Raw genomic sequence first — 22284 nt, 5'->3', positions numbered from 1 at the left:
TTATTATTGTTTTAATAATTTATAGACACAAAAAAAGGGCTGGCCCTAGACCAGCCCTTTTTTCTAATCACTTAATTTCTTGTGATAGCGTAACGGCCTGTTTCAATCATATCGAATGTGATATTCGCCGCTTCATCCAAGAATGGATCCAATTCTTCCATATCTTCAGGTAAGTCGTCCAATGTTGTCACAGTTTCCATGCCCATACGCTGTAAACGTTCGTTAGCACGAGCAAGGGATTTCTCTTCCGCTTCCTTTTTCTCGGCTTCACGTACAGATTTCACAAGAGAAATGAAATTTTTATCTTTGTTCTTTTTATACTCTTCAATATCGTCATTAATGTACGAAAATTCTGGGTCTTGAAGAATGCGCTTATTGTGTTTAGCCGTTAACACGTCCAAGGCTGCGGTGCCATCAGCGAATGTCGTGTAGTTCGCACGATTGATGCTATCCCACGGTAACGCATTCTCAGCTTGGGATTCGCCCCACTCTGCTGGCTCTACCGCAGACGGATAAAGAATGTCAGGGATCACCCCTTTATGCTGGGTGCTTCCTCCATCAATACGATAGAACTTAGCTATAGTGAATTGAACACTGCCTAATGGGTTATCGTAAAGATCGTAAATTTTACCTAAACCGCGATGCTGCTGAACTGTACCTTTACCAAAGGTTTGTTCACCTACAATTAAAGCTCGGTTATAGTCTTGCATAGCCGCTGCAAAGATTTCCGAGGCAGACGCGCTATATCTATCAACCAATACGGTAAGCGGTCCATCGTAAGCTACTTCCCCGTCAGTATCGCGGTTTACGCTTACTTTACTTTGACCGTAGCGGATTTGCACAACTGGGCCTTTTTCGATGAATAAGCCAGTGAGCAGTGTAGCTTCTGTGAGAGAACCACCGCCGTTACCACGCAAATCTACGATTACCCCTTTTACGTTTTGTGCTTTTAGGCTTTCGATTTCCTTTGCCACATCCATGCTTAAATTATTATAAAAGCTTGGAATAGTGATTACGCCAAGAGGCTCACCGGCATGAGGACCTGTTTCGGGCACATATACTTCAGATTTGGCGGCGCGATCCTCGAGCTTGATTTTATCGCGAGTAAGGCTGACAACTGAAGTTGATTTGGATTCTGATGCGCCTTTCTCAACTTGAAGGCGAACGGTACTACCCTTTGGGCCTTTTATTAATTCAACGACCTCGTCAAGACGCCAACCGATTACGTCAACAAACTCTTCATCGTCTTGGGCAACGCCCACAATCTTATCTTCTGGCTTGATAGCTCCTGATTCATCAGCAGGGCCACCAGGCACAACACTTTTGATGACGGTATAATCGTCTTCGCTCTGCAGTACAGCGCCTATGCCTTCAAATGATAGATTCATGTCCATTTGAAAACGCTCTGCATTACGGGGGGATAAATAACTTGTATGAGCTTCGATTGTTCGAGCAAACGCATTCATTGCGGTTTGAAAAACATCTTCGCTTTTTGCTTGCTTAGTGCGTTTAATCGCTCGCGTGTAACGTTTGGTAAGAAGCTCTTTTGCTTCGTCCCACGTTTTATCGGCAAGAATTAGGTTCAACGCATCGTACTTAACACGCTGACGCCAAATTTCATCAAGCTCAGCTTTGCTAGCAGGCCATTCCGCATCTTCTCTGTCGTAGTAGAATTTATCGCCTTCCTTTTCGAAGTCGAATGGGCCCTTTTCTAGTAGCGATAGTGCAAACTCGTAACGTTCAATACGACGTTTCGCACTTACGTTATACATATCATAGGCTACAGAAAGGTTGCCTTTACTCAGCGCGTCATCGAATAACGTTCGGTACTTCTCAAAACCTACTACATCAGACAACAACAGTACTTGTTTATTGTGATCTAATGAATCAATAAAGCGCTGGTAAACCCTGGCAGAGAGTACATCATCCAACGATATTTCCTTGTAGTGCGCCCTTGTGAAAAGTGCACTTACTCGCTTTGCAGCAACACTGTGCTGAGATTCCTGTTGCAATATAGGAAGCTCGTCTACTTCAGGTGTTGATGTAACGGCGCCTGCACCTACCCCAACGGTAAGAAATGCACTGGCGATGGAAATTCGAAGGATGTCTCTCATATTTTACGACCTCTTGGAGCGTGCCAAACGTAAAGCGTCTGCGTTTACTTTAACCACCATACCCGAGTCTAATTGAACGTGAACGCCATCTTTAGCAACCTCAGTTATCACTGCCGGCATAGGTGCCTTGCCTAGCTTAACAGTAACTTGTGTACCTTGCTGTAGATCGCTGTCCGTCAATTTCGCAGGTGGTGTAGTGTTTGGTCTATTATTTTTCGGTTTAGTTCCGCGTTTAGCGTCAGCATGGTCCGAATTCGCCGATTTTTCACCCTTTGGACGATTAAATTGGCGTTTATCTTTGCGCTTGGGCTGTTGAGCTAGCTTAGCTTTACGCTTTTCAGCGGCTTTAGCTTTGCTTTCTTCAAGCTGCTGCTGCGCATGGTCAGCGTGTTCTTTTTCAATAGCATCGCCTTCTACGCCGTCTAAATCTACGCGATTAGCACCTTCTTTGATGCTATGAAGATAGCGCCAGCTGTTGGTGTAATGACGTAGCGTAGAACGAAGAAGTGTTTTGCTTACGCGTTCCTCTTCTTCTAAACGAGTGGCAAGATCTTGAAAAATACCGATCTTAAGTGGGCGGGCCTCGCCTTCAATGCTAAAGCATTTCGGAAAGGTCTCTGCAAGGAAAGCTATTACTTCCTTACTATTGGTAAACTTCTCTGGTGATTCCATTAACTTTCTAAATTATTCAGGAGATTTCATCGTTACTTGCATCATCCCAAGTTGCCAGCGTGTGGTCAACCCAATCAAGCAATTCGTCGTCATCTATTTCTAATAAATGCTTATCTTGTTGCCAAGATTCCCATGCGTAGTGCAAAATTTGCTCTAAACGCTGTGTTTCAATATCTTCTTCAGCGTTGTCATAAATAGCATGTAAGATAAAATTTAAACGTTCAGATGCCTCATCTGGGTCATCATGAAAATCTTCCATATCTTCAAACGTAGATAAAACAACATGAATATCAACACTGGATTTCATAATTATTTCTGCGAATCCATAAGAATTTGAGCAATTTCCACAAGCCCTTTTTCGTCTTCTGCAGTGAAACGTTCAAATGCAGGGCTATCGATATCTAGTACACCAATAAGCGTGTCGTCTTTTACCAGAGGTATAACAATTTCTGAGTTCGACGCAGCATCACACGCAATGTGGCCATCAAATTGATGAACATCAGCAATACGCTGAACTGTTCTGGTGCTTGCGCTCGTGCCACATACACCCTTCCCAAGAGGAATTCTGATACAAGCGGGTTGACCTTGAAACGGCCCTAACACCAACTGTTCTTCTTTATGAAGGTAGAAACCAGCCCAATTAACTTCTTCAAGATTATTGAACAGAAGCGCACTGATATTGGCCATGTTGGCAATCAGGTCATGTTCACCAGACACCAAACTCTTCGCTTGGCTAACTAGCTGGTTGTACTGTTGTTCTTTCAAACGATTTTCCTGCTATTGAACGATTTTAAATGAAACATTAATGCGAGCCTCAACCCGTTCTTGCCCCGGTAAAGACATAGACATGTCTTTGGCAAACGCTTCAGCGCGCATTACTGGAATCGGCATATTGCCACCAGATTCTGAGATTGCAACAACTTCGCCAACTTCAACCTCTAATTCTTTTGCTAATAAGTGTGCACGTTGCTTTGCGTCTTTGACCGCAGCGATCAATGCTTTTTGATACGCTTCTGCTTCGCCGATAGCAATAAAATTAAATTGTTGGATACGATCAACGCCTCTTTTAAGAACGCCATCTAATACTTTATCGTAAGTTTCAAGGTTAGTAGATGTCACGTTGATATCACGTGAGAGCGTAAATCCCGATTGCTGACGACCTTGTGGTGTATTGATATATCGCGGTTGCAGACGAACTTGCATGCTCTGAATATGCTTTTCTTCGATGCCTTGATTGAGCAGGAACTTAACAATAGACCGTAAATCTGCATCAAGCTGACTATTTAGCTTGCCAACCGTATCACCTTCTTCTTCAACAACGAGTGTTACCGAATAGGCGTTTGGTGTGACGTCTATCGCACCTGCGCCTTGAACATTTATAACGGCATTCTGTGCTGCTTGCGTTGTTAGTAAAGGGGTAGACAGAGCAACAATTACTGAAGCCAACACCAAGTTTTTGGTAAGCGTGAGTATTTTCATGGCATTTCCTTTCTTAATAGCGTTTTCGAGTACGTTGCACAAAAGGTACGTGTTTATAACTGAATGGATTATGAATCGATACGATGTAGAGATACTAGCACTGAACCACTAAGAGAATAGATATAACTTCGCCGAGATGCGGTTTTTATAAGGCAAGACTGAAGTGAGGCAAGAACGTTACGTCAGCTTATTTTGTTTGTGGTTTTTGGAACGCCCAGGCGAGATGACAACTGAGCGTTCAGTACGGTTGCTTTAAAACTATATTCGTCGGTTTTATTTAAGCCTACTTTACTTAAGTACAGTGCGCAATGCAGCGAGACAATGGTCGATATTACGCGGCTTACACGCATAGCCCATAAGCCCAATTCTCCACACTTTGCCAGCGTGCTCACCTAATCCAGCACCTATTTCCAAATTGAAATCTTCGAGTAGTTGTTTGCGGATGACTGCATCATCTACTCCATCTGGGATCTTCACCACGTTAAGTTGAGGCAAACGATAAGCGCTATCAACAGTAAGATCCAAACCGAGTTCACTCAAACCCGTTGCAAGTTTTTCATGACCTGAAGAATGACGTTTCCAAGCGTTTTCTAAACCTTCTTCCTTTAATATAAGAAGTGCTTCGTACATGGCATACATGCTGTTGACCGGGGCGGTATGATGATAGGCACGTTTCGCGCCCTGCCCCCAATAGCCAACAATTAAGTTCATATCTAAAAACCAGCTTTGCACTTTTGTTTTCCGATTTTGAATGACATGTACCGCTTTGTCACTGAAGGAAACAGGTGATATACCTGGTACACAGCTCAAGCATTTTTGCGAGCCGGAATAAATAGCGTCAATGCCCCACCCGTCTACGTCTAACTCAATACCTCCGAGGGAGGTAACTGCATCAACGATGCTCAAACAATCGTATTTCTGCGCCAATTCACAGAGCGCTTTTGCTTCGTTTCGAACACCTGTTGAAGTCTCTGCATGCACAAAAGCAAGAACTTTGATATCAGGATTAGCTTTAAGTGCGTCCTCGACTTGGTTCAAGTCAGTTTGTTCTCCCCAAGTATTGTTTACGGTGATGGCCTCACCCCCGCAACGTTCTACATTTTCGACCATGCGATTACCGAATACCCCATTTATACAGACGAGTACTTTATCGCCCGGCTCCACTAAATTAACGAAGCAAGCTTCCATTCCTGCAGAGCCCGGCGCTGAAATTGGCATAGTTAAGGCATTTTCAGTTTTAAACGCATACTGAAGTAACTGCTTAGTCTGATCCATTAACTCTATGAAAAGCGGATCTAAATGCCCAAGCGTTGGTCGAGACATAGCATTTAGAATGCGGGGATTTACATCGGATGGTCCTGGTCCCATCAAAGTTCGTTCAGGGGGAATAAAAGTAGAAAACGAATGCATAATCCATCCTTATTTAAATGAGAGGGCCTTGTTAGAATATTTGTTATCGTCTTATGAAGTGACGCACTCGACATACTACAAGGTTATAAAAATGGGACAAGCATCTGTTGTGAAGATAAATGCTGTGAATGACTAAGTCTAGTCAGAGTTAAATTGGGAAATAAAGGACGCTTTGTAACGATGAAAAGATTGATGGTATAGCTTTTGAAAACCACAACTTTATCAATAATCACTCATCAGACCAGACGCTAAACTTTTGAAATAATAGTGAATACTAAACTAGCAGCGGATTTTTTAACGCTGAAAGATAAAATTCACAATGAATTTGTTTATAAAATAAACAAAGTTATCCTATAATAATTGTTCGTTTAGTAGATTTTACTTAAACTCTCCCTGTAAAAGTTAGCGCACGGCTCAGCAATGAGCCATTCCCCTAGGCCCGGAACGTTTGTTCTGGGCATTTTTTATGGGGTATGAACAGCGATTTACCGCACATCAGTTATGCTTCAATCACCTCGAGGGACGTTTTATACATTTTAGCGTTTTCCACATAATGTTTTGCAGAAGCTTCTAATTTGGGCTTCACAGTTTCATCCATTGTTCGAATGACTTTGCCAGGCGCGCCAACAACAAGGCTGTAATCTGGAATTTCCATATTTTCTGTAATGAGTGCATTAGCGCCTATGATGCAGTATTTACCTATTTTCGCACCATTAAGTACTACGGCATTTATGCCCACTAGCGAATAATCGCCAATTTCACAGCCATGCAGCATTACTTTGTGACCCACCGTTACACCATTTCCTAAAGTTAGTGGAATACCTGAATCTGTGTGCAGCACACTGCCGTCTTGTATATTTGTGTGCATTCCAATGGTTATTTTGTCCATATCGCCGCGAATTACTGCGTTAAACCACACGCTGGCGCCTGCTTTGAGTTCTGTGTTCCCGATAACATGAGCGCCTGGCGCAATAAAAACGCTCTCGTCTATTTGTGGTGATGCTGAACCTAATTTATAGCGCATAAAAGTCTCCCTATTCGTCTACCTTTCTCATTAATCCTTCTTGCATGGTTGATGCAACAAGTTCACCAGTTTGGTTGAATATTTGCCCGCGGACCAAGCCTCTAGAGCCGCCGCTAAAAGGACTTTCCATTGCATATAACAACCACTCATTCATGTTAATTGGGCGATGGAACCACATAGCATGGTCAATAGTTGCGATACGCAAAGACTTATCGGTTACCGCCACGCCATGAGGCTGCAAAGACGTACTTAGAAAATGATAATCTGACGCATAGGCAAGTGCAGCTTGATGGACAGATAGCTGGGCATTCATGTCATCTCTTGCTTTTAACCAGATGTAACGCGTAGGCTCACGTTTGGTTGACTGATAAGAATTAGCCGCATCTACTGTTCGAATATCTACCGGTTTATGGTAGCTCAACGCTTCTTGCATAGGTCGAGCAATCTTATTGAAATTCGCTTCGTAAAACTCAATGTCTGACTGCACTTCCTCTGGTGGTGGTACCTCTGGCATGGTTGGGTTTTGATGCTCCATCCCTTCCTGAGGAACTTGAAAAGAAGCCGTCATGTAGAAAATATTTCTACCGTCTTGAATGGCTTTAACTCGTCGGGCCGAAAAGCTTCGACCGTCCCGCACAATTTCAACATCGTAAACGACAGGTTTTTTTGCATCACCAGGCAATAAAAAATACGTGTGAAATGAATGCGCGACTCTGTCATCAGCTACGGTTTCGTAGGCAGCGGCCAATGCCTGGCCCAACACTTGTCCGCCGAATAAAGCTCGGAAGCCTAAATCCCAGCTTTGTCCGCGATAGATGCCAGCTTCCACTGTTTCTAATTCAAAAAGTGATGATAATTTAATCTCAGACATGTTGTGCGTTCTCTTCAATAACTGCTTTTGGGTTTCGCGGGTAATACTTTTCAGGCAACTTGGCTTTGTGCTCGAAAAACCGAGTATCTTTATAGGGTAACTTCATAAACCCAGAAATGCCTAGCCCTTTTATACTTGGGATCTGCTCCACTAGCTTGGCCAGCAAACTTTTAAAGCGTTCCTCTTGTGTGTGATCGAGTAGCGTGTAGTAATTGTGAATTTTTAGGTGCTTAGGTAGTGCTTCAAAGATAATACACCCCGTGTGATGAATTGAATTTAGCTCAATTATTGTATCAATAATGATTTGCGGTAGTTTTAGTAACTCATCAGGGTCATCACCATCTTCGAAATAAGAATGTGTTCTACTCTGGTCTTTTTGAGCCGACACTCTAGATAGTTCGTAGGGTATAAACATCCCTTGTTCCGGGAAAAATTCTACTACTTCGGACTGTCGTTCAATATGAAGCGTGTTCTTGGCATTAAACATACAGCACTTAAACACGGCAGGTTTGTGGATGGCTCTTGCTAGGTTGATTACATTATTCACGGCCATTTCGAATGCCATTTTTAACGATTCATCATATAAGTTTAAACTGGAGTCCACATATACTCCTTCGGGCTCCCAGCGCAAAGCCATGCCTCCGACAACTGGATATCGACCGAGTCTACTGATAGCGGATACAAACGCCTTTTCTGTATCGCCCATACCTTGAAGGTAGTTTTTGTAATAGCGATCAAATTGAGCGTCGTCGATATACCGCAATTCTTCAACGTCCCTTTCATCTATGGAATCGGAAAGTCGTGCTTGTTGTCGTAAATAAGATTTTCTAGAACTGTATACAACCGTCTCAATATCGACATGATTACGGGTTATCCATGTTGGGATCAGTGGCGTGTATTGGTGTGGCGTGTCATGGGTAAATACCATATTTTTAAATACGTGAAGATGATTAAACAAGTAATCTCCTCCCTGCCTTCTTTTTACTGGATCTTCACTGAGCATGTACTCCAATATATTTGCCAACATTTTTGGAAGCCCTAGCGATGACGGCGTAATTACTTTGCTTCCATAGCGACAAGACTGTCCAGATGCTAACGCATACAGGGTGCTCGCTAATCCTTGTTCATCGAAACGAGGGCTTGAGAGTGCGCCGTTGAGCTGTTCCTCACCAATAAAATAAACATCGCCGAGCCTAGCGTTGGTTTGATGCAGTTCACCTGACATCAAATCCATCACATTGTTGCCCACATACTGCCCTGTTATATCCGTCTGCGCGAAGACCGATGAGCCCCAGTCAATTAAACCTACAGTCTCCGTCGATTCGTCCCATACTAAGTTAGATGGCTTGATGTCTCCGTGAACAATAGGTTTGACTTCACCATTTTCGCTGTATTGCCGAAAGCTTGATAGCAGCTCTCCTACTTGGACCGCTAGCTTGACGATGATCCGTGGCGATAACGGACCAGTTTTTAGACTAACTTTTTCTAAGTCTTCACCAGGCGCACGGCCCATAACTAAAATTGATTGTTTTCGAATTTGCTGGTATTCGATGAATCGCGGCACGAATTCATGATTAACGTGAGAAAGCATAAATGCTTCCTCCTCTAGCCTGTCTTGAACATGCTGAGGTAATGTTATCCGGGAGAATTTAAATACCCTAGCGTCTCCGTTGGGCGCAGTGCCCGCGAATGCGAAGCCAAATGCGCCTTTCCCCAAAAGTTCTATATCATCGTACCCTAAACTTTCAAGCTGAGAGATACAGAGGTTTACCCAGTCTTTTAGCTTTTTTGCATCCGCGTGAGACAGAAGATAGATTGACTGTTCGTCAGGTATGTAAAAGTGCTTAAGACCTTTGAGTTGAGACATTATTCTTTGTTCGCTTTAATTATCAATAGGGTTTAGTTATTGAAGGTAGCAAGGATAACTCTACCTTGAGCTCTTAAAGCTGTTTAATTATCTTCAATAACCCATGTAACTCGCGCTCTGGCGTTGATACCCTCGTCGACTGAGCCGAGCCTTGAAACAACGCAGTCAAGCGCCTTTTCAAGCTGGGTATCAAGTTGCCAAGGTGGATTTAGCACAAAAACCCCTGACCCATACATGCCTGCATCAGGTGTATTCTCAGCGACACAAATTTCCGCTTTGAAACATGATTTTCCCAGTTGAGCCAGCTTTTCGCACATGATTTCGCTTGCGCCGTGCTTTGCTCCGGCCCGCTCTGACAGTAAAGGGTACCAAACAATAATTTGTGCCTGCTGCCAACGTTTGAAGACTTGCTCTACGCCTTTGATCACATCACTGTATTCATTAGCACGTTCGTAGGGGGGGTCGATTAAGATTGCACCGCGATTGGGCTTTGGTGGTGTCAATGCGCGCAATCCCTCATAACCATCGCGCTTGTGCACGTGATTGTTCCTTGCCCCTATTTTCGCAATGTTGCGCTCAAGTTTTTCGAACTCGCCGGGGTGAAGTTCCATGAGATGCAAAAAGTCAGATTCACGTTTTGCTTTCACACTAATAATTGGAGAGCCAGGATAAGCATTGTCTGCTAAGAATGGTTCACATAGCGCTAAGTAATCTTCTAAAAGAACGGGCAATGCTTCTTTTGCGTTCTGAACCTTGAAGTCTTCGCTGGTTAAGCGCGAAATCCCAGTTTCATATTCTTTATTTTTTGCCGACATTGCATCAGTTAAGTCATAAACACCTGCTCCTGCGTGGGTGTCAAAAAGCGTAAAGGGCTTTTCTTTTTTCTTTAATGAATTAATTACGCCTATCCAGCATAAATGCTTGATAACGTCAGCGTGATTGCCCGCGTGGAAAGCGTGTTGATAACTAAGCACAAAACCTCTGTGAAATTCTTTTTAACATTAACTTTGGGTATGATAACGCCTACACGCTATTAGGTACATAAAACAAAAAAGGTCGACACTAAAAAGTATCGACCTTTTGTTTTAACCTCGCCTCGAGCGAAGGGAATTAACTTGAACGATTTTGTGGGCAAAGACGAACACATGGATGTTTATCTTCACCAACTATTCATCATTCTTCACTCAGTTATTTTAAGTGCATCAACATTTTTTCTGGCTGTATTAAATAGCTCATCCATAAATTATTGAAGCGAACCATGGTTGCGCCATCAATAATTCGATGATCACCCGACCAATTAACCGCCATAATATGTTGAGCACTCACGTTGCCGCTGTCATCAAACCGAGGTAATTTCTGCGTTTTACCCAGTGCAACAATTGCCGCTTCGGGTTTGTTAATGACAGGGGTGGCGGTAATCCCACCAATGGCGCCGATATTAGAAATGCTAATAGTCCCGCCTTTCAAGTGTTCACCCGATACGCGCCCTGCTCTTGCCTGCTCAATAATGTCCTGCATTTTAACCGCGATATCTAAAAGTGATAAGTCTTGAACACGTTTTATATTCGGCACAAGCAATCCAATCTTAGAGTCAACAGCAAAACCAATATTATGGTCAGAATAATAACTTAGCTCGCTAGCATCGTCGTTTAATTGGCTATTTACAACAGGGAATTCATTTAATGCAAGAGACATCGCTTTCACAAAAAACGGCATGAAACTTAGCTTGGCACCTTTTGCTTCAAATTCAGGTTTAAGCAAATTCCGAAGCGACATAAGGTTGTCCATTACAAGTTCATCACTTACCGTAAAGTGAGGAATGGTGTAGACCGACGCAGACATTTGCTTAGCCATCGCGGCCTGAATGCCACGAACCTTTTCTGTTCTGACCTCACCTTTCTTACTCGCACTGGGGTTTTCGTTTGTGCTTGCGTTTGTAAGAGGCTTGTTTGAATCTTCAGAAGGTGACTCTGTTTTAACCGATTGCTGAATATTCAATACATCGGCTTTCAAGATGCGCCCTTTTTTCCCCGAACCGTTCACCGCCGAGAGATCGATATTATGCTCTCTGGCAATACGTCTTACCGCAGGGCTTGCAAGCACTTTTCCTTCAATAGCAATGGGTGGCTCGAACTCACCGTCACTGAACTTAGACGACGTTAGTTGATCTGAGTGCTTATTTGAAGCGTTTGATGGCTCTTTTATTATTGTTGCGCTCGTTGATTGCGACGCTTCATTTGTACTGCCTTCAGTATCGTCTGCAGGGTTGCTATCACCCTCAACTTCAAGTGCAAACAACGCGCTATGTACTTTGGCAATATCACCCTGAGCATAATAAAGACGGTGAACCGTTCCTGCGTTTTTAGCGGGGATCTCGACCACCGCTTTGTCAGTCATAACTTCTACAACAGCTTGGTCTTCTTCAATTACATCGCCCTCTGCCACATTCCATTTAACAATCTCACATTCAACAATACCTTCACCAATGTCAGGTAAAATAAAGTCTTCTATGTGTTTGCCGCTAGCAGCCGCCACCGGAAGCTCATCATTTTTCACATTCTCAGATGCAGTCTCCTTTGTAGGCTTCTCGGGATCTTTTGCCTGTGGTTCTTCGTTTACATCAGCATCGTCTGGCGTCATTGAAAATAATGGCGCATGCACTTTTGCGATATCACCAACAGCATAGTGTAATTTATTTACTACGCCCGCGTGCATTGCAGGTATTTGCACTGTCGCTTTGTCAGTCATTACCTCTGCAACAGGCTGATCTTCTTCAATGTGCTCACCTTCAGAGACTAACCATTCTAGTAGTTCACATTCCACAATACCCTCACCGATGTCCGGTAAGATAAATTCAATCGTCATATCATTGTCTCCCGGAATTAGTAATGTAACGTACGCTTAATGGCTTCATACGTCTTTGTTTCATCTGGCATGTATTCTTTTTCATGAGCCAACGGATAGGGTGTATCTAGGCCACATACTCTTGCGATTGGCGCTTCTAGATACAAAAAGCAACGCTCCTGAATTGTGGCAGCAATCTCACTCGCGAAACCGCCGGTTAAAGGTGCTTCATGGTTTATCAGTAGGCGACCTGTCTTCATAACAGACTGCATTACCGACTCTACGTCCCATGGCAGAATGCTACGTAAGTCAATGATTTCACAAGAGACACTATCTTCTAGCGCCATTTCTGCCGCTTTTTGTAGAATCTCTATCTGTGCTCCCCAGCCTAGCAAAGTAATGTCGCTTCCCTCTTGAACAATATCTGCTTTACCAAGCGGCAGCTCGTAGTCCTCTTCTGGTACTTCAGAGACAGAGGCACGATATAAACGTTTTGGCTCCATAAATAGCACTGGGTTTTTATCGCGAATTGACGCGAGTAACAAACCTTTGGCCTGATATGGATCCCTTGGAATTACGATCTTTAATCCAGGGCAGTGAGCAAAAAATGCTTCAGGCGATTGGCTGTGATAGTGGCCGCCAGCAATACCGCCGCCATATGGCGTACGTATAGTCAGCGTACCTACGTCGAACTGCCCACCTGAACGATAGCGCCATTTAGCGGTTTCATTCACGATTTGGTCGAACGCTGGGAAGATGTAATCTCCAAATTGTATTTCAGCTACAGGCACTGAACCTTGTGAGGCCAAGCCATTTGCAAAACCGATAATTCCTTGCTCAGTCAGTGGTGTATTAAAGCAACGAGCTTTGCCAAACTTTTCTTGAAGATGACTGGTTGCACGGAAAACGCCGCCAAAGTGGCCAACATCTTCTCCAAACACCATTACCTTTTCATCTTCGGTCATGGCTGTGATGAGCGCATTATTTATTGCTTGTAGTAGGTTCATCTTAGCCATTACTTTATTCTCCCTGCGGTTTTAGGGTACATCTTAGGATATTTCTTGATATGCGCTTTCAGTTCGTTTAGTTGCTCTTTCAAATGCCACGGTGGTGTGTCGTAAACATCTTCCACAATATCGTCTATTGCACACACATCCGTTTTCTCACAACTTTTCATGGCGGCGAGCACGTCTTGTCTTGCCTTGTCTACTCGTTTTTGGTTTTCAGCTTCGTCGTACCAGCCTTTGCTGTCTAACCAATGCGCCATTCGAGCGATAGGATCTTTTGCTCGCCACTTATCTTCTTCTTCTCTAGAGCGGTAGCCTGTCGGATCATCTGATGTGGAATGCGCTGCTAAGCGGTACGTCATCGCTTCAATAAGTACAGGGCATTTTTCTTCTATGGCTATGCGACGAGCTTCTTTCGTTGCAGCATAAATGGCAAGCACGTCGTTACCGTCTACGCGAATGGTTTTAATACCATATCCAAGACCGCGGGATGCAATACCGTCTCCGGCAAATTGTTCCTCAGCAGGTGTTGAAATAGCGTAGCCGTTGTTTCGGCAGAAAAAGATTACGGGGCAATGTAGTACAGCGGCCATATTCAGACCTGCATGAAAATCACCTTCAGACGCAGCGCCTTCACCGAAATAACAAATCGTTACGACATCTTTCCCTGACATTTTTTGCCCATAGGCATAGCCAGAAGCCTGCGGTATTTGAGTGCCAAGGGGGGATGAGATAGTCATAAAATTAAGAGGTTTATCACCATAATGAATCGGCATTTGACGTCCTTTATTAGGATCATCCTTATTGCTGAACATTTGGTTCATGAATTGCTCTGTCGAGTAACCACGGTATGCCAACGCACCTTGCTCACGATACTGAGACATAATCATGTCATCGTCAGATAGCGCTGCAGCGCTTGCTACCGACGCCGCTTCTTCACCAGTACTGGCAAGATAGAAACTGATACGTCCCTGGCGCTGCGCACCCACCATACGTTCGTCCAACACTCGTATGTAATGCATAGTGTTAAAAATCTTTAACGCTTCTTCTTTACTTAGCTCTGGCTCAACAGCCTTTTCAAGAAGTTGGCCTTCTTCAGAGAGAATTTGAAGCATAGGGATATCAACTACCCCTTTTGCAATGATTTCGACCTTATTTGTTGTTTTTACTTCGGCCAAATGATTTCTGTCTTTCACGTTTTGTTCCCCTCAGAGATTAGGGTTGATAGCGACTTATTTGCGTATGTATATGCTAGTAGAAGATTCGCGGGAGCGTCTTTCTTATTAAAATGGATTTTTACAAAGCGGTGAAATAGTCATACTCAATAAATTGAACTTAGAAGGATAAGCGTCCTAAAAAAGTAAACCTTATGTAAATTTAATGATAATTGCCTAGGATGAGTATTTCGCGCGGCCGTTTTATCCTATCGTTACAGCCGGAGGGAACACTGGTTTAATTACGTAATTTTATTACCTTTTAGGGCTGAAAAACGGGCTAGTTTTTATGAATTTGTCTAGTTAATTTTCATAACCAACTCGTGTCACAAATGTAACAAAATGTGTAATTTATGTATTACAGAAACATACGTTACAAAACGATGAAAAGTGTGCTAGTAATAAATAGTCACAGCGCAATGGACGTTTATAAAAAGGCGATTGACCTTTAATTCGTATCCAAAAAGTCGCTGGACTCCAGGGAACTATTCACACGAGAATAATTATGAAAAAAACAATTATTAGCACGGTAGTCGCTACCGCCTTAGCAGGTTCTGCTTTTGGCGCGTTCGCACTATCAAATCAAATTTCCGGTCATAGCGTTGAACAACAAAACGCAATCGAAGCATCTTTCGACAAAAAAAATATCCTTGCGAATGCCATCCAAGTAAACAATGATAGCGTTCGCGTAATTATCCAATTGAACGACGCCCCAATGGCGCAGTTCAGTGCAGTAAACCCGAGTGTTAGCAGTATGGCTGCGCACAAAGGTCAGAAGGTAAACTTCGCGTCAAACGCTGCCAAAGAATATAAATCATTCCTTGAAGCTCAACAGCAATCTGTCATCCAGTCGATTAAAGCTTTTGATAAGTCATTCAAAGCTGACCTATCTTATACAGCAGCATTTAACGGTTTTGCGGGTATTGTTTCTAAAAGCGCGCTCGATAAGCTCTCAAGCCTATCTACAGTTAAAGCGGTATATCCAGACGTTATTCATCACGCACAAATGGATGCAAGTTTAGACCTTATCGGGGCTATCGAAACTTGGGAACAGTTTGGCGGTAAAGAAAACGCTGGTGCTGGCGTAAAAGTGGCTATCATCGATAGTGGTATTCGCCCAGAAAACCCACTGTTCAGTGGTGAGAATTTCGAAGCGCCAGCTGCAGATACGCTACCTACAGATGATTACTGTTCAGAAGTTCCTGATTTTTGTAACAACAAGCTTATCGTTGCACGTGCAGCTGACATCGTAGAAGGTTTCGCAGTTGTTGAGGAAGAATATGAAAGCCCGCTAGGTTTTAACGGCCACGGTACTCACGTTGCTGGTACTGCCGTTGGTAACTTCGGCGTTATGGCTGAGCGCGACGGTGCTGAGGCAGAAATTTCTGGTGTTGCACCAGCTGCTTACCTAATGGCTTATAAAGGCCTTTATGCTACACCGGCAAATCCTGCTTCTTCTAGCGGTGCATCTTCAATGTTGCTTTCAATGCTAGAAGCTGCGCTAACAGACGGCGCTGATGTTGTTAACAACTCATGGGGCGGCGGAGCTGGCGGTAACCCTAACGGCTCTGTATACGAAGACGTACTTGAAGCTATGCACGATGCTGGCGTAGTGACAGTATTTGCAGCAGGTAACGATGGCCCTGGTGATACGACTATCGGCTGCCCTGGTTGCTCTGATGACGTAATTACTGTAGCAAACACGACAACGGGTCGTTTGTTTGCAAATGAAGTGACTATCGAGGGTGATACCACAATCGGTTCAATCCCAGCACTTTATTCAGTGGGTAACCCTGCCATCGTGTTCGACAGCCCAATTACTGCACCGGTTGTTTATGCTGGTGAAGTTGATGCGGAAAATGTGGAAGGTTGTGATGCATTCGACGCTGGCGCGTTTGAGGGTGCGATTGCACTTATCAGCCGTGGCACTTGCGGCTTCGTAACAAAAATTGAAAATGCAGAAGCGGCTGGCGCTGAAGCTGTTCTCATCCACAACGTAGATGGTCGCGGAGAAGCGCCAATCTTAATGAGCGGCCTAAGCGACGCGCAAACTATCCCTTCACTAATGCTCCCTGCTACGCCAGGACAAGCGCTTGCTGCACTAGCGGAAAGTACTGAAGAAACATTGAACGTTACTATTGGCAGCGAAATCGTTCGTGTGGTTTCAGATAGCCTTGCTGACATCATGAATGAATTCAGTTCTCGTGGGCCAAATGGCGACCCAACGTTCCTGAAGCCAAATATTGCTGCACCTGGTACTCGTATTTTCTCGGGCGAATCACCAGATGCTCCTAATCACGAAGGCGAGAACTTCTCGTTTAAAGATGGTACGTCAATGGCGTCTCCACACGTAGCTGGTGCAGCGGCTTTACTTAAACAAATGCACCCGGATTGGACTGCACAGCAAATTAAGAGTGCCCTTGTAACTTCTTCTATCCGTGATGTACTAAAAGAAGACGCCGCTACACAAGCTGACAACTTTGATATGGGTGCTGGTCGTCTTGACCTTCCTCGTGCTACTACCGTTGAACTTACTTACAGTGATTTAAGCTTAGTTGACGGTAACTGCTACCTAAACTGTGAAATGTCTATTACTGTGACCAACACCAGTGACGAAGACGTTACTGTTGATGCGACTGTAATGTTCAATGACCCAGCTATTGTAGCAACCGTTACACCACAAATGGCTACCCTGCCAGCAGGTGCGTCTGCAGAAATCATGGTTGCGGTAGACGTTACTACAGCCTCTACTGGTTCATGGTCTTTCGGTGGGATTAACTGGGCTGACACTGACGATACAACAACTGATTACTTTATCCCCGTTGCGGTTTATCCGATAAGCAGCGATGAGCCGTCTTTATTTGATAGCGACGTAAGCAATCAGTTCGCAGCTGAAGGCGAGCTAGTTGTTACCGAAGCATTTGCAACTAACACTGACGTTACAGGTATGATTAGTATTTCTGGTGAAATTGACCACAAGTACGACATCAACCCGTCAACTATCTCAGCAGTTAAAAACGGTAACCAAGAACCAGTAAGCTACGACGCCGATTCAGGCACCGTGTATTGGGAAGGTGCACTAAACACCGCATCATTATCAATGAATGCAGATACGTCAATCGGTGATTTACTTGAAAGTCTAGGCGCACCACGTTACCTACCTATGTCGGCTATCGATATAGCTCCACTAGAGTGTTCTGGTTCATGCGATGATGCATCGATTGAAATTAGCTTACCGCGCACTATCACTTATCTTGGTAGTGAATACACAACCATGCAGATTTCTTCGAACGGTTTTGTGTCACTAGGTACAAGCTCTGGCAACATCACTACTCCGTTTGCTGAAGTGCTGCCAAGCTTAAATGAGCCAAATAACGTTATTGCTCCGTATTGGACTGACTTCGATTTAGCTGGTGGTGGAGCTGGAACTGGTAGCATTTATGCGGTAAGCCTAACAACAGGTCACTTTGTTGTTGAGTGGGAAAATGCTCAGATTTGGAATGAAGATGGTACAAGCTTTAACTTCCAGCTATGGTTTGAATACGAAACAGGTAACGTGAACTTTGTTTACGGTCCGATGGACACGCCAGTTTACGCAACCGTTGTTGGTGCAGAGAATTCATCTGGTAGTGTTGGTACTACTTTTGCCTCACTGACGTCAGCAGGCCTTCAAGGCACACTTCCAGTTGAAGGTGATGAGTTCGTACTAACGGCTAATGCAGGCGATGAAGTAACAATCAGTTATGCAGGTACTGTTGTTCCTTCAAGTGAATATATGGACGATATGCTATCTGTTAACGAAGATGCTTCGGTAACGGCTAACATTCTCGCTAATGAAATGGATAGCACAATCATCAATACATTCACGATGGAGTCACTTTCTGGTGATTTCCGAACCTTTACACCAATTACTATCGATAAAGAGCCACTTGACCCGTCAACGGTTACAGTAACAACTGAAGCAGCTAACGGTTCAGTGACGGTTAACGACGATGGTACAGTAACTTACACGCCAAACGCAGATTTCTTCGGTGAAGATTCATTTACCTACACTGTTCAAGTTGAGGGCACCACCGATGATGCAGGCGAAGTTGTAGAAGGCGACATCATTGGCGAAGGTACAGTAATGGTAGCAGTTGCAGGCGTGCAAGATGCACCTGTACTTTCAATCTCTGCACCATCCAGCGTAGATGAAGGTGAATCATTCACTGTAACTGCATCAGCGACTGACGCAGACGGCGACGACGTTACCATCACTATCAACGGTGTTGAAACCACGTCATTTACTGGTACTGCACCAAGCCACGAGCAAGCTAATCGTGTAACGGTTCAAGTAACAGCAACTGATGGTATTGATACAACTACAGACAGCGTGACTATAACGGTTAACGATAAGTCTGGTGGTTCTATGGGTTGGATTGCATTGCTACTAGCACCTGCAGTTTACCTACGTAGACGCATGAAACGTTCATAACGTTTTATATGATATTGAAAGGCCGCTTTGAAAGCGGCCTTTTTTATTCGTCCTGAGAAAGCTGTTTTACATGTTGAGACATTTGCTTACTCGGCTGAACGCCAAGCTCTCTAAATTTCTCAATTTGCCTCACCATATTCCCTCTTCCACTCGTTAATTTGTTCATTGCTTGCTCGTAACTTGCATGCGCTGAATCCATCGATTTCCCAACTTTTTCCATGTCAGAAACAAAGCCAACAAATTTGTCATAGAGTTTGGCCGCTTGCTCAGCAATAAGCTGCGCATTTTGATTCTGATACTCATACTGCCAAATATTGTTAATTGTTCGAAGTGCAACCAATAGATTCGTGGGGCTCACTAGCATGATATTGTGATTAAGCGCCATGGTGACTAACTCAGGCTCTTCTTCTACTGCGATAAGAAATGCAGGCTCTATTGGAATAAAAAGCAGCACATAATCCAACGTTTTTAAGCCTCTTAAGGTTTGGTAGTCTTTCGCTCCAAGACCTTTTATGTGCCCTTTGATGGAAGCCACATGTTGACTTAAAAATTGCGCCTTTTCAGACTCGTCATCACAGTTATAGTAGCGTTCATAGGCAGCTAGACTTACCTTCGAATCAATTATTACGTCCTTATCATTAGGTAAATGCACTACTACATCGGGCTGGTAACGTTTCCCTTGCTCTGATGTCGCAGACATCTGGGTTTCAAACTCGTGCCCTTCGCGTAAACCTGATTCCTTAAGAATACGCTCTAGAACCACTTCGCCCCAGTTTCCTTGCTTCTTGTTATCACCTTTTAATGCGCTGGTAAGTGCTGCGGCTTCTTCGGTTATTTTTTGGTTTAGGGCCTTAAGACCTAGTATTTCTGTTTTAAGTGATGCCCTCTCTTGACCCTCACGAATATGTTGTTCTGAGATTTGTCGTTTAAACCCATCTAGTTCATTTTTGAACGGCGCCAGCACAGCCTCTATGTTGTGTTTCGTTTGTTGCGTATATCGTTGCTGTTTTTCTTCAAAAATTCGGTTTGCCAAGTTTTCAAACTGGATTTGCAAACGCTGCTCAGAAGCGTTCATCGCAGCTAATTTGTCTTCATGTGCCGCATGAAGTGCCTGAATTCTAGCTTGGTGTGCATCGCTTTGCGCTTGGAGCTTCGCATTCGTAACCCGCTCATTATTAAGTTCATCTAGCAACTGCTCGTAATCTAGCGCTTTCTGCGTAAGTTGTGATGAATTAGCGCGACTGCGAACAAATAAGTAAAGGGCGAAAGCACAAATACTGATAAAAGCGATCAAAAAGGCAAGAGGTTCGTTAGAGATAAGATTGATTAGCATAGTGCACGTTCATACTGTTGTTTTGTACAGCACTATAAACAAAAACAGGAAAATATACCAATGCACATACAGTATGGGCGAGATGGAAAAGTTAAAACATGGACTAAAACGCAGATTAAAATGACAACCAGAACGAAAAACGGGCGCTCGCGCCCCCGTTTTTTAGTTTCTAACAGAAGCTATAGTCACTGATGGTGATGATTCTTTCAATACACCATTTCGAGACTAAAGTTCCGGACACAGTTCTCTATTTAGAAAGAGACGCATCCAGTTCTTCAATTTTCGCTTTCCAAATGGCAGGACCATTTTTATGCGCATTAGCACCCGTGCTATCTACCGCTACGGTTACTGGCATATCAACAACATCAAATTCATAAATAGCTTCCATACCTAAATCTTCAAAGGCCACTACACGTGACTTCTTAATAGCTTTAGAAACCAGGTATGCTGCGCCGCCCACCGCCATTAAATAAACAGCTTTATGCTTTGCAATTGAATCAACCGTCGCTGGCCCACGCTCAGCTTTACCGATCATCCCGATAAGGCCTGTTTTCTCTAGCATCATGTCGGTAAACTTATCCATACGCGTAGCCGTTGTAGGTCCGGCTGGGCCTACTACTTCGTCACCGACAGCGTCAACTGGCCCTACGTAGTAGATAAAACGATTAGTAAGGTCTACGCCTTCTGGCAAGCCTTCACCATTTTCCATCATAGTTTGAATACGCTTATGCGCTGCATCACGACCAGTAAGCATCTTACCAGATAGCAATACTGTCTCGCCTACTTTCCAATCTTGGATGTCTTCCTTGGTAACTTCATCAAGGTTTACGCGGCGAGTGTTTTCGCTCACTTCCCAGGTTACCTCTGGCCAATCTTCTAGCTTAGGTGGTGTTAGCTCTGCTGGGCCTGAACCATCTAAATAGAAATGAGCGTGACGTGTAGCTGCACAGTTAGGGATCATCGCAACTGGTTTAGACGCTGCGTGAGTTGGCAATGATTTGATTTTGACGTCTACAACCGTCGTGAGGCCGCCAAGGCCCTGAGCGCCAATACCTAATTTGTTTACGCGCTCAAAAATTTCTAAGCGAAGCTTTTCATCTGTGGTTTCTGGGCCACGCTCAATGAGCTCTTGAATATCTACAGGGTCCATAAGACTTTCTTTAGCAAGCACTGCTGCTTTTTCTGCAGTACCGCCAATACCTATGCCCAACATACCAGGTGGACACCAGCCTGCCCCCATTGATGGCAAAGTTTTCACAACCCAGTCAGCGATATCGTCACTTGGGTTAAGCATTACCATTTTTGACTTGTTTTCTGAACCGCCGCCTTTTGCCGCAATCATTACTTCGATTTTCTCACCGGCTACCATATCGATGTGCACAACTGCAGGTGTGTTGTCTTTTGTATTTTTGCGAGCACCAGCTGGGTCGGCAACGATTGACGCACGTAATGGATTATCTGGATTTAAATAAGCACGACGGGTACCCTCATCAACCATTTCTTGAACGGTCATATCAGTTTTATCCCACGAGACACCCATTCCTACTTTAACGAAACACGTTACAATACCTGTATCTTGGCACAATGGACGTTTGCCCTCTGCCGACATACGAGAATTGATAAGAATTTGTGCCATAGCATCTTTCGCAGCTTGGCTTTGCTCTTTGTTATAGGCCTCTTCGACTGCTTTCACGTAGTCTAGGGGATGGTAATAAGAAATGAACTGAAGGGCATCTTCAATGCTGTCAATGAAGTCTTGTTGACGGATAACGGTCATGACATCCTCTTTTTATTTGGCTTTCGTGGTCTTAGCTAGCTAAAAAAGCGTATACTAGCGCATCTAAAGACAACGCACCACGTAAAACCATGCGCTTGGCGCGAATTCTAGTTATTTTTTAAAACAATGTTTAAAGCATCGTTACCCTAGCCTCTGTTGACGAGTTTAATAGATTTAAATTAAGGGCAAAAATAGCTA

The 22284-nt window shown here is 43.9% G+C and carries 16 protein-coding genes; 1 reads left to right on the top strand and 15 read right to left on the bottom strand.

What is annotated here, in order from left to right:
* Positions 1-71: 71 nt before the first annotated feature.
* The 13 genes from prc to ACM0P2_RS10390 all read right to left on the bottom strand — a co-directional run bounded on the left by prc (position 72) and on the right by ACM0P2_RS10390 (position 14484).
* Positions 72-2114: a carboxy terminal-processing peptidase gene (gene prc / locus ACM0P2_RS10450; RefSeq protein ID WP_159118946.1), complete on the bottom strand. Its 2043-nt coding sequence runs from the start codon at positions 2112-2114 to the stop codon at positions 72-74.
* A gap of 3 nt (positions 2115-2117) precedes the next feature.
* The gene (proQ, locus tag ACM0P2_RS10445; protein WP_105931317.1) at positions 2118-2786 is read right to left on the bottom strand and encodes an RNA chaperone ProQ; all 669 of its coding nucleotides are present in this window, start codon (positions 2784-2786) and stop codon (positions 2118-2120) included.
* A 16-nt stretch (positions 2787-2802) separates the two neighbouring features.
* Entirely contained in the window at positions 2803-3093 is a 291-nt protein-coding gene (locus tag ACM0P2_RS10440; protein WP_025255289.1) for a hypothetical protein, read from the bottom strand.
* A 2-nt stretch (positions 3094-3095) separates the two neighbouring features.
* Positions 3096-3551, bottom strand: a complete 456-nt coding sequence (locus ACM0P2_RS10435; protein WP_120959238.1) for a GAF domain-containing protein — start codon at positions 3549-3551, stop codon at positions 3096-3098.
* Positions 3552-3563: 12 nt separating this feature from the next.
* A complete protein-coding gene (locus ACM0P2_RS10430; RefSeq protein ID WP_159118944.1) occupies positions 3564-4265 on the bottom strand; it encodes an SIMPL domain-containing protein in 702 nt (233 codons plus the stop codon).
* 288 nt (positions 4266-4553) lie between these two features.
* Positions 4554-5675, bottom strand: a complete 1122-nt coding sequence (locus ACM0P2_RS10425) for a pyridoxal-phosphate-dependent aminotransferase family protein (protein ID WP_236547120.1) — start codon at positions 5673-5675, stop codon at positions 4554-4556.
* A gap of 499 nt (positions 5676-6174) precedes the next feature.
* Positions 6175-6699, bottom strand: a complete 525-nt coding sequence (locus ACM0P2_RS10420; protein ID WP_159118934.1) for a gamma carbonic anhydrase family protein — start codon at positions 6697-6699, stop codon at positions 6175-6177.
* A 10-nt stretch (positions 6700-6709) separates the two neighbouring features.
* Positions 6710-7570: an acyl-CoA thioesterase II gene (gene tesB, locus ACM0P2_RS10415; RefSeq protein ID WP_120959242.1), complete on the bottom strand. Its 861-nt coding sequence runs from the start codon at positions 7568-7570 to the stop codon at positions 6710-6712.
* Positions 7563-9437: a protein kinase domain-containing protein gene (locus ACM0P2_RS10410; RefSeq protein ID WP_159118932.1), complete on the bottom strand. Its 1875-nt coding sequence runs from the start codon at positions 9435-9437 to the stop codon at positions 7563-7565. The genes tesB and ACM0P2_RS10410 overlap by 8 nt, the downstream gene beginning before the upstream one ends.
* An 83-nt stretch (positions 9438-9520) precedes the next feature.
* Positions 9521-10411 carry a 23S rRNA (adenine(2030)-N(6))-methyltransferase RlmJ gene (locus ACM0P2_RS10405; protein WP_159118930.1) on the bottom strand — a complete coding sequence of 297 codons (891 nt, stop codon included), beginning with the start codon at positions 10409-10411 and terminating at the stop codon, positions 9521-9523.
* Between the two features lie 214 nt (positions 10412-10625).
* Positions 10626-12302 (bottom strand): dihydrolipoyllysine-residue acetyltransferase, encoded by a 1677-nt coding sequence (locus ACM0P2_RS10400; protein ID WP_159118928.1) that lies wholly within the window; start codon positions 12300-12302, stop codon positions 10626-10628.
* 17 nt (positions 12303-12319) lie between these two features.
* Positions 12320-13297: an alpha-ketoacid dehydrogenase subunit beta gene (locus ACM0P2_RS10395; RefSeq protein WP_159118926.1), complete on the bottom strand. Its 978-nt coding sequence runs from the start codon at positions 13295-13297 to the stop codon at positions 12320-12322.
* The gene (locus ACM0P2_RS10390) at positions 13297-14484 is read right to left on the bottom strand and encodes a thiamine pyrophosphate-dependent dehydrogenase E1 component subunit alpha (RefSeq protein WP_159118924.1); all 1188 of its coding nucleotides are present in this window, start codon (positions 14482-14484) and stop codon (positions 13297-13299) included. Before ACM0P2_RS10390 ends, ACM0P2_RS10395 begins: the two co-directional genes overlap by 1 nt.
* A gap of 523 nt (positions 14485-15007) precedes the next feature.
* Here ACM0P2_RS10390 and ACM0P2_RS10385 point away from each other — a divergent pair.
* Entirely contained in the window at positions 15008-18976 is a 3969-nt protein-coding gene (locus tag ACM0P2_RS10385; protein ID WP_159118922.1) for a S8 family serine peptidase, read from the top strand.
* A gap of 43 nt (positions 18977-19019) precedes the next feature.
* Here the strand turns inward: ACM0P2_RS10385 and rmuC are convergent, their stop codons facing one another.
* Both rmuC and ACM0P2_RS10375 read right to left on the bottom strand, forming a co-directional pair.
* Entirely contained in the window at positions 19020-20309 is a 1290-nt protein-coding gene (rmuC, locus tag ACM0P2_RS10380) for a DNA recombination protein RmuC (protein WP_159118920.1), read from the bottom strand.
* 247 nt (positions 20310-20556) lie between these two features.
* Positions 20557-22086: a fumarate hydratase gene (locus ACM0P2_RS10375; RefSeq protein WP_159118918.1), complete on the bottom strand. Its 1530-nt coding sequence runs from the start codon at positions 22084-22086 to the stop codon at positions 20557-20559.
* Between the last annotated feature and the right edge of the window lie 198 nt (positions 22087-22284).

Origin of the sequence: Alteromonas sp. OM2203 (assembly GCF_048517045.1) — a bacterium.
Taxonomy (GTDB): domain Bacteria; phylum Pseudomonadota; class Gammaproteobacteria; order Enterobacterales; family Alteromonadaceae; genus Alteromonas; species Alteromonas gracilis.
This window is presented reverse-complemented; position numbering and strand designations above follow the sequence as displayed.

What these genes read in the sequence shown, in the direction of transcription:
- ACM0P2_RS10425 (WP_236547120.1), bottom strand. Translation starts at nt 5,675, where the DNA reads ATGCATTCGTTTTCTACTTTTATTCCCCCTGAACGAACTTTGATGGGA.
- rmuC (WP_159118920.1), bottom strand. Translation starts at nt 20,309, where the DNA reads ATGCTAATCAATCTTATCTCTAACGAACCTCTTGCCTTTTTGATCGCT.
- ACM0P2_RS10440 (WP_025255289.1), bottom strand. Translation starts at nt 3,093, where the DNA reads ATGAAATCCAGTGTTGATATTCATGTTGTTTTATCTACGTTTGAAGAT.
- ACM0P2_RS10420 (WP_159118934.1), bottom strand. Translation starts at nt 6,699, where the DNA reads ATGCGCTATAAATTAGGTTCAGCATCACCACAAATAGACGAGAGCGTT.
- ACM0P2_RS10410 (WP_159118932.1), bottom strand. Translation starts at nt 9,437, where the DNA reads ATGTCTCAACTCAAAGGTCTTAAGCACTTTTACATACCTGACGAACAG.
- ACM0P2_RS10375 (WP_159118918.1), bottom strand. Translation starts at nt 22,086, where the DNA reads ATGACCGTTATCCGTCAACAAGACTTCATTGACAGCATTGAAGATGCC.
- tesB (WP_120959242.1), bottom strand. Translation starts at nt 7,570, where the DNA reads ATGTCTGAGATTAAATTATCATCACTTTTTGAATTAGAAACAGTGGAA.
- ACM0P2_RS10430 (WP_159118944.1), bottom strand. Translation starts at nt 4,265, where the DNA reads ATGAAAATACTCACGCTTACCAAAAACTTGGTGTTGGCTTCAGTAATT.
- proQ (WP_105931317.1), bottom strand. Translation starts at nt 2,786, where the DNA reads ATGGAATCACCAGAGAAGTTTACCAATAGTAAGGAAGTAATAGCTTTC.
- ACM0P2_RS10400 (WP_159118928.1), bottom strand. Translation starts at nt 12,302, where the DNA reads ATGACGATTGAATTTATCTTACCGGACATCGGTGAGGGTATTGTGGAA.
- prc (WP_159118946.1), bottom strand. Translation starts at nt 2,114, where the DNA reads ATGAGAGACATCCTTCGAATTTCCATCGCCAGTGCATTTCTTACCGTT.
- ACM0P2_RS10385 (WP_159118922.1), top strand. Translation starts at nt 15,008, where the DNA reads ATGAAAAAAACAATTATTAGCACGGTAGTCGCTACCGCCTTAGCAGGT.
- ACM0P2_RS10395 (WP_159118926.1), bottom strand. Translation starts at nt 13,297, where the DNA reads ATGGCTAAGATGAACCTACTACAAGCAATAAATAATGCGCTCATCACA.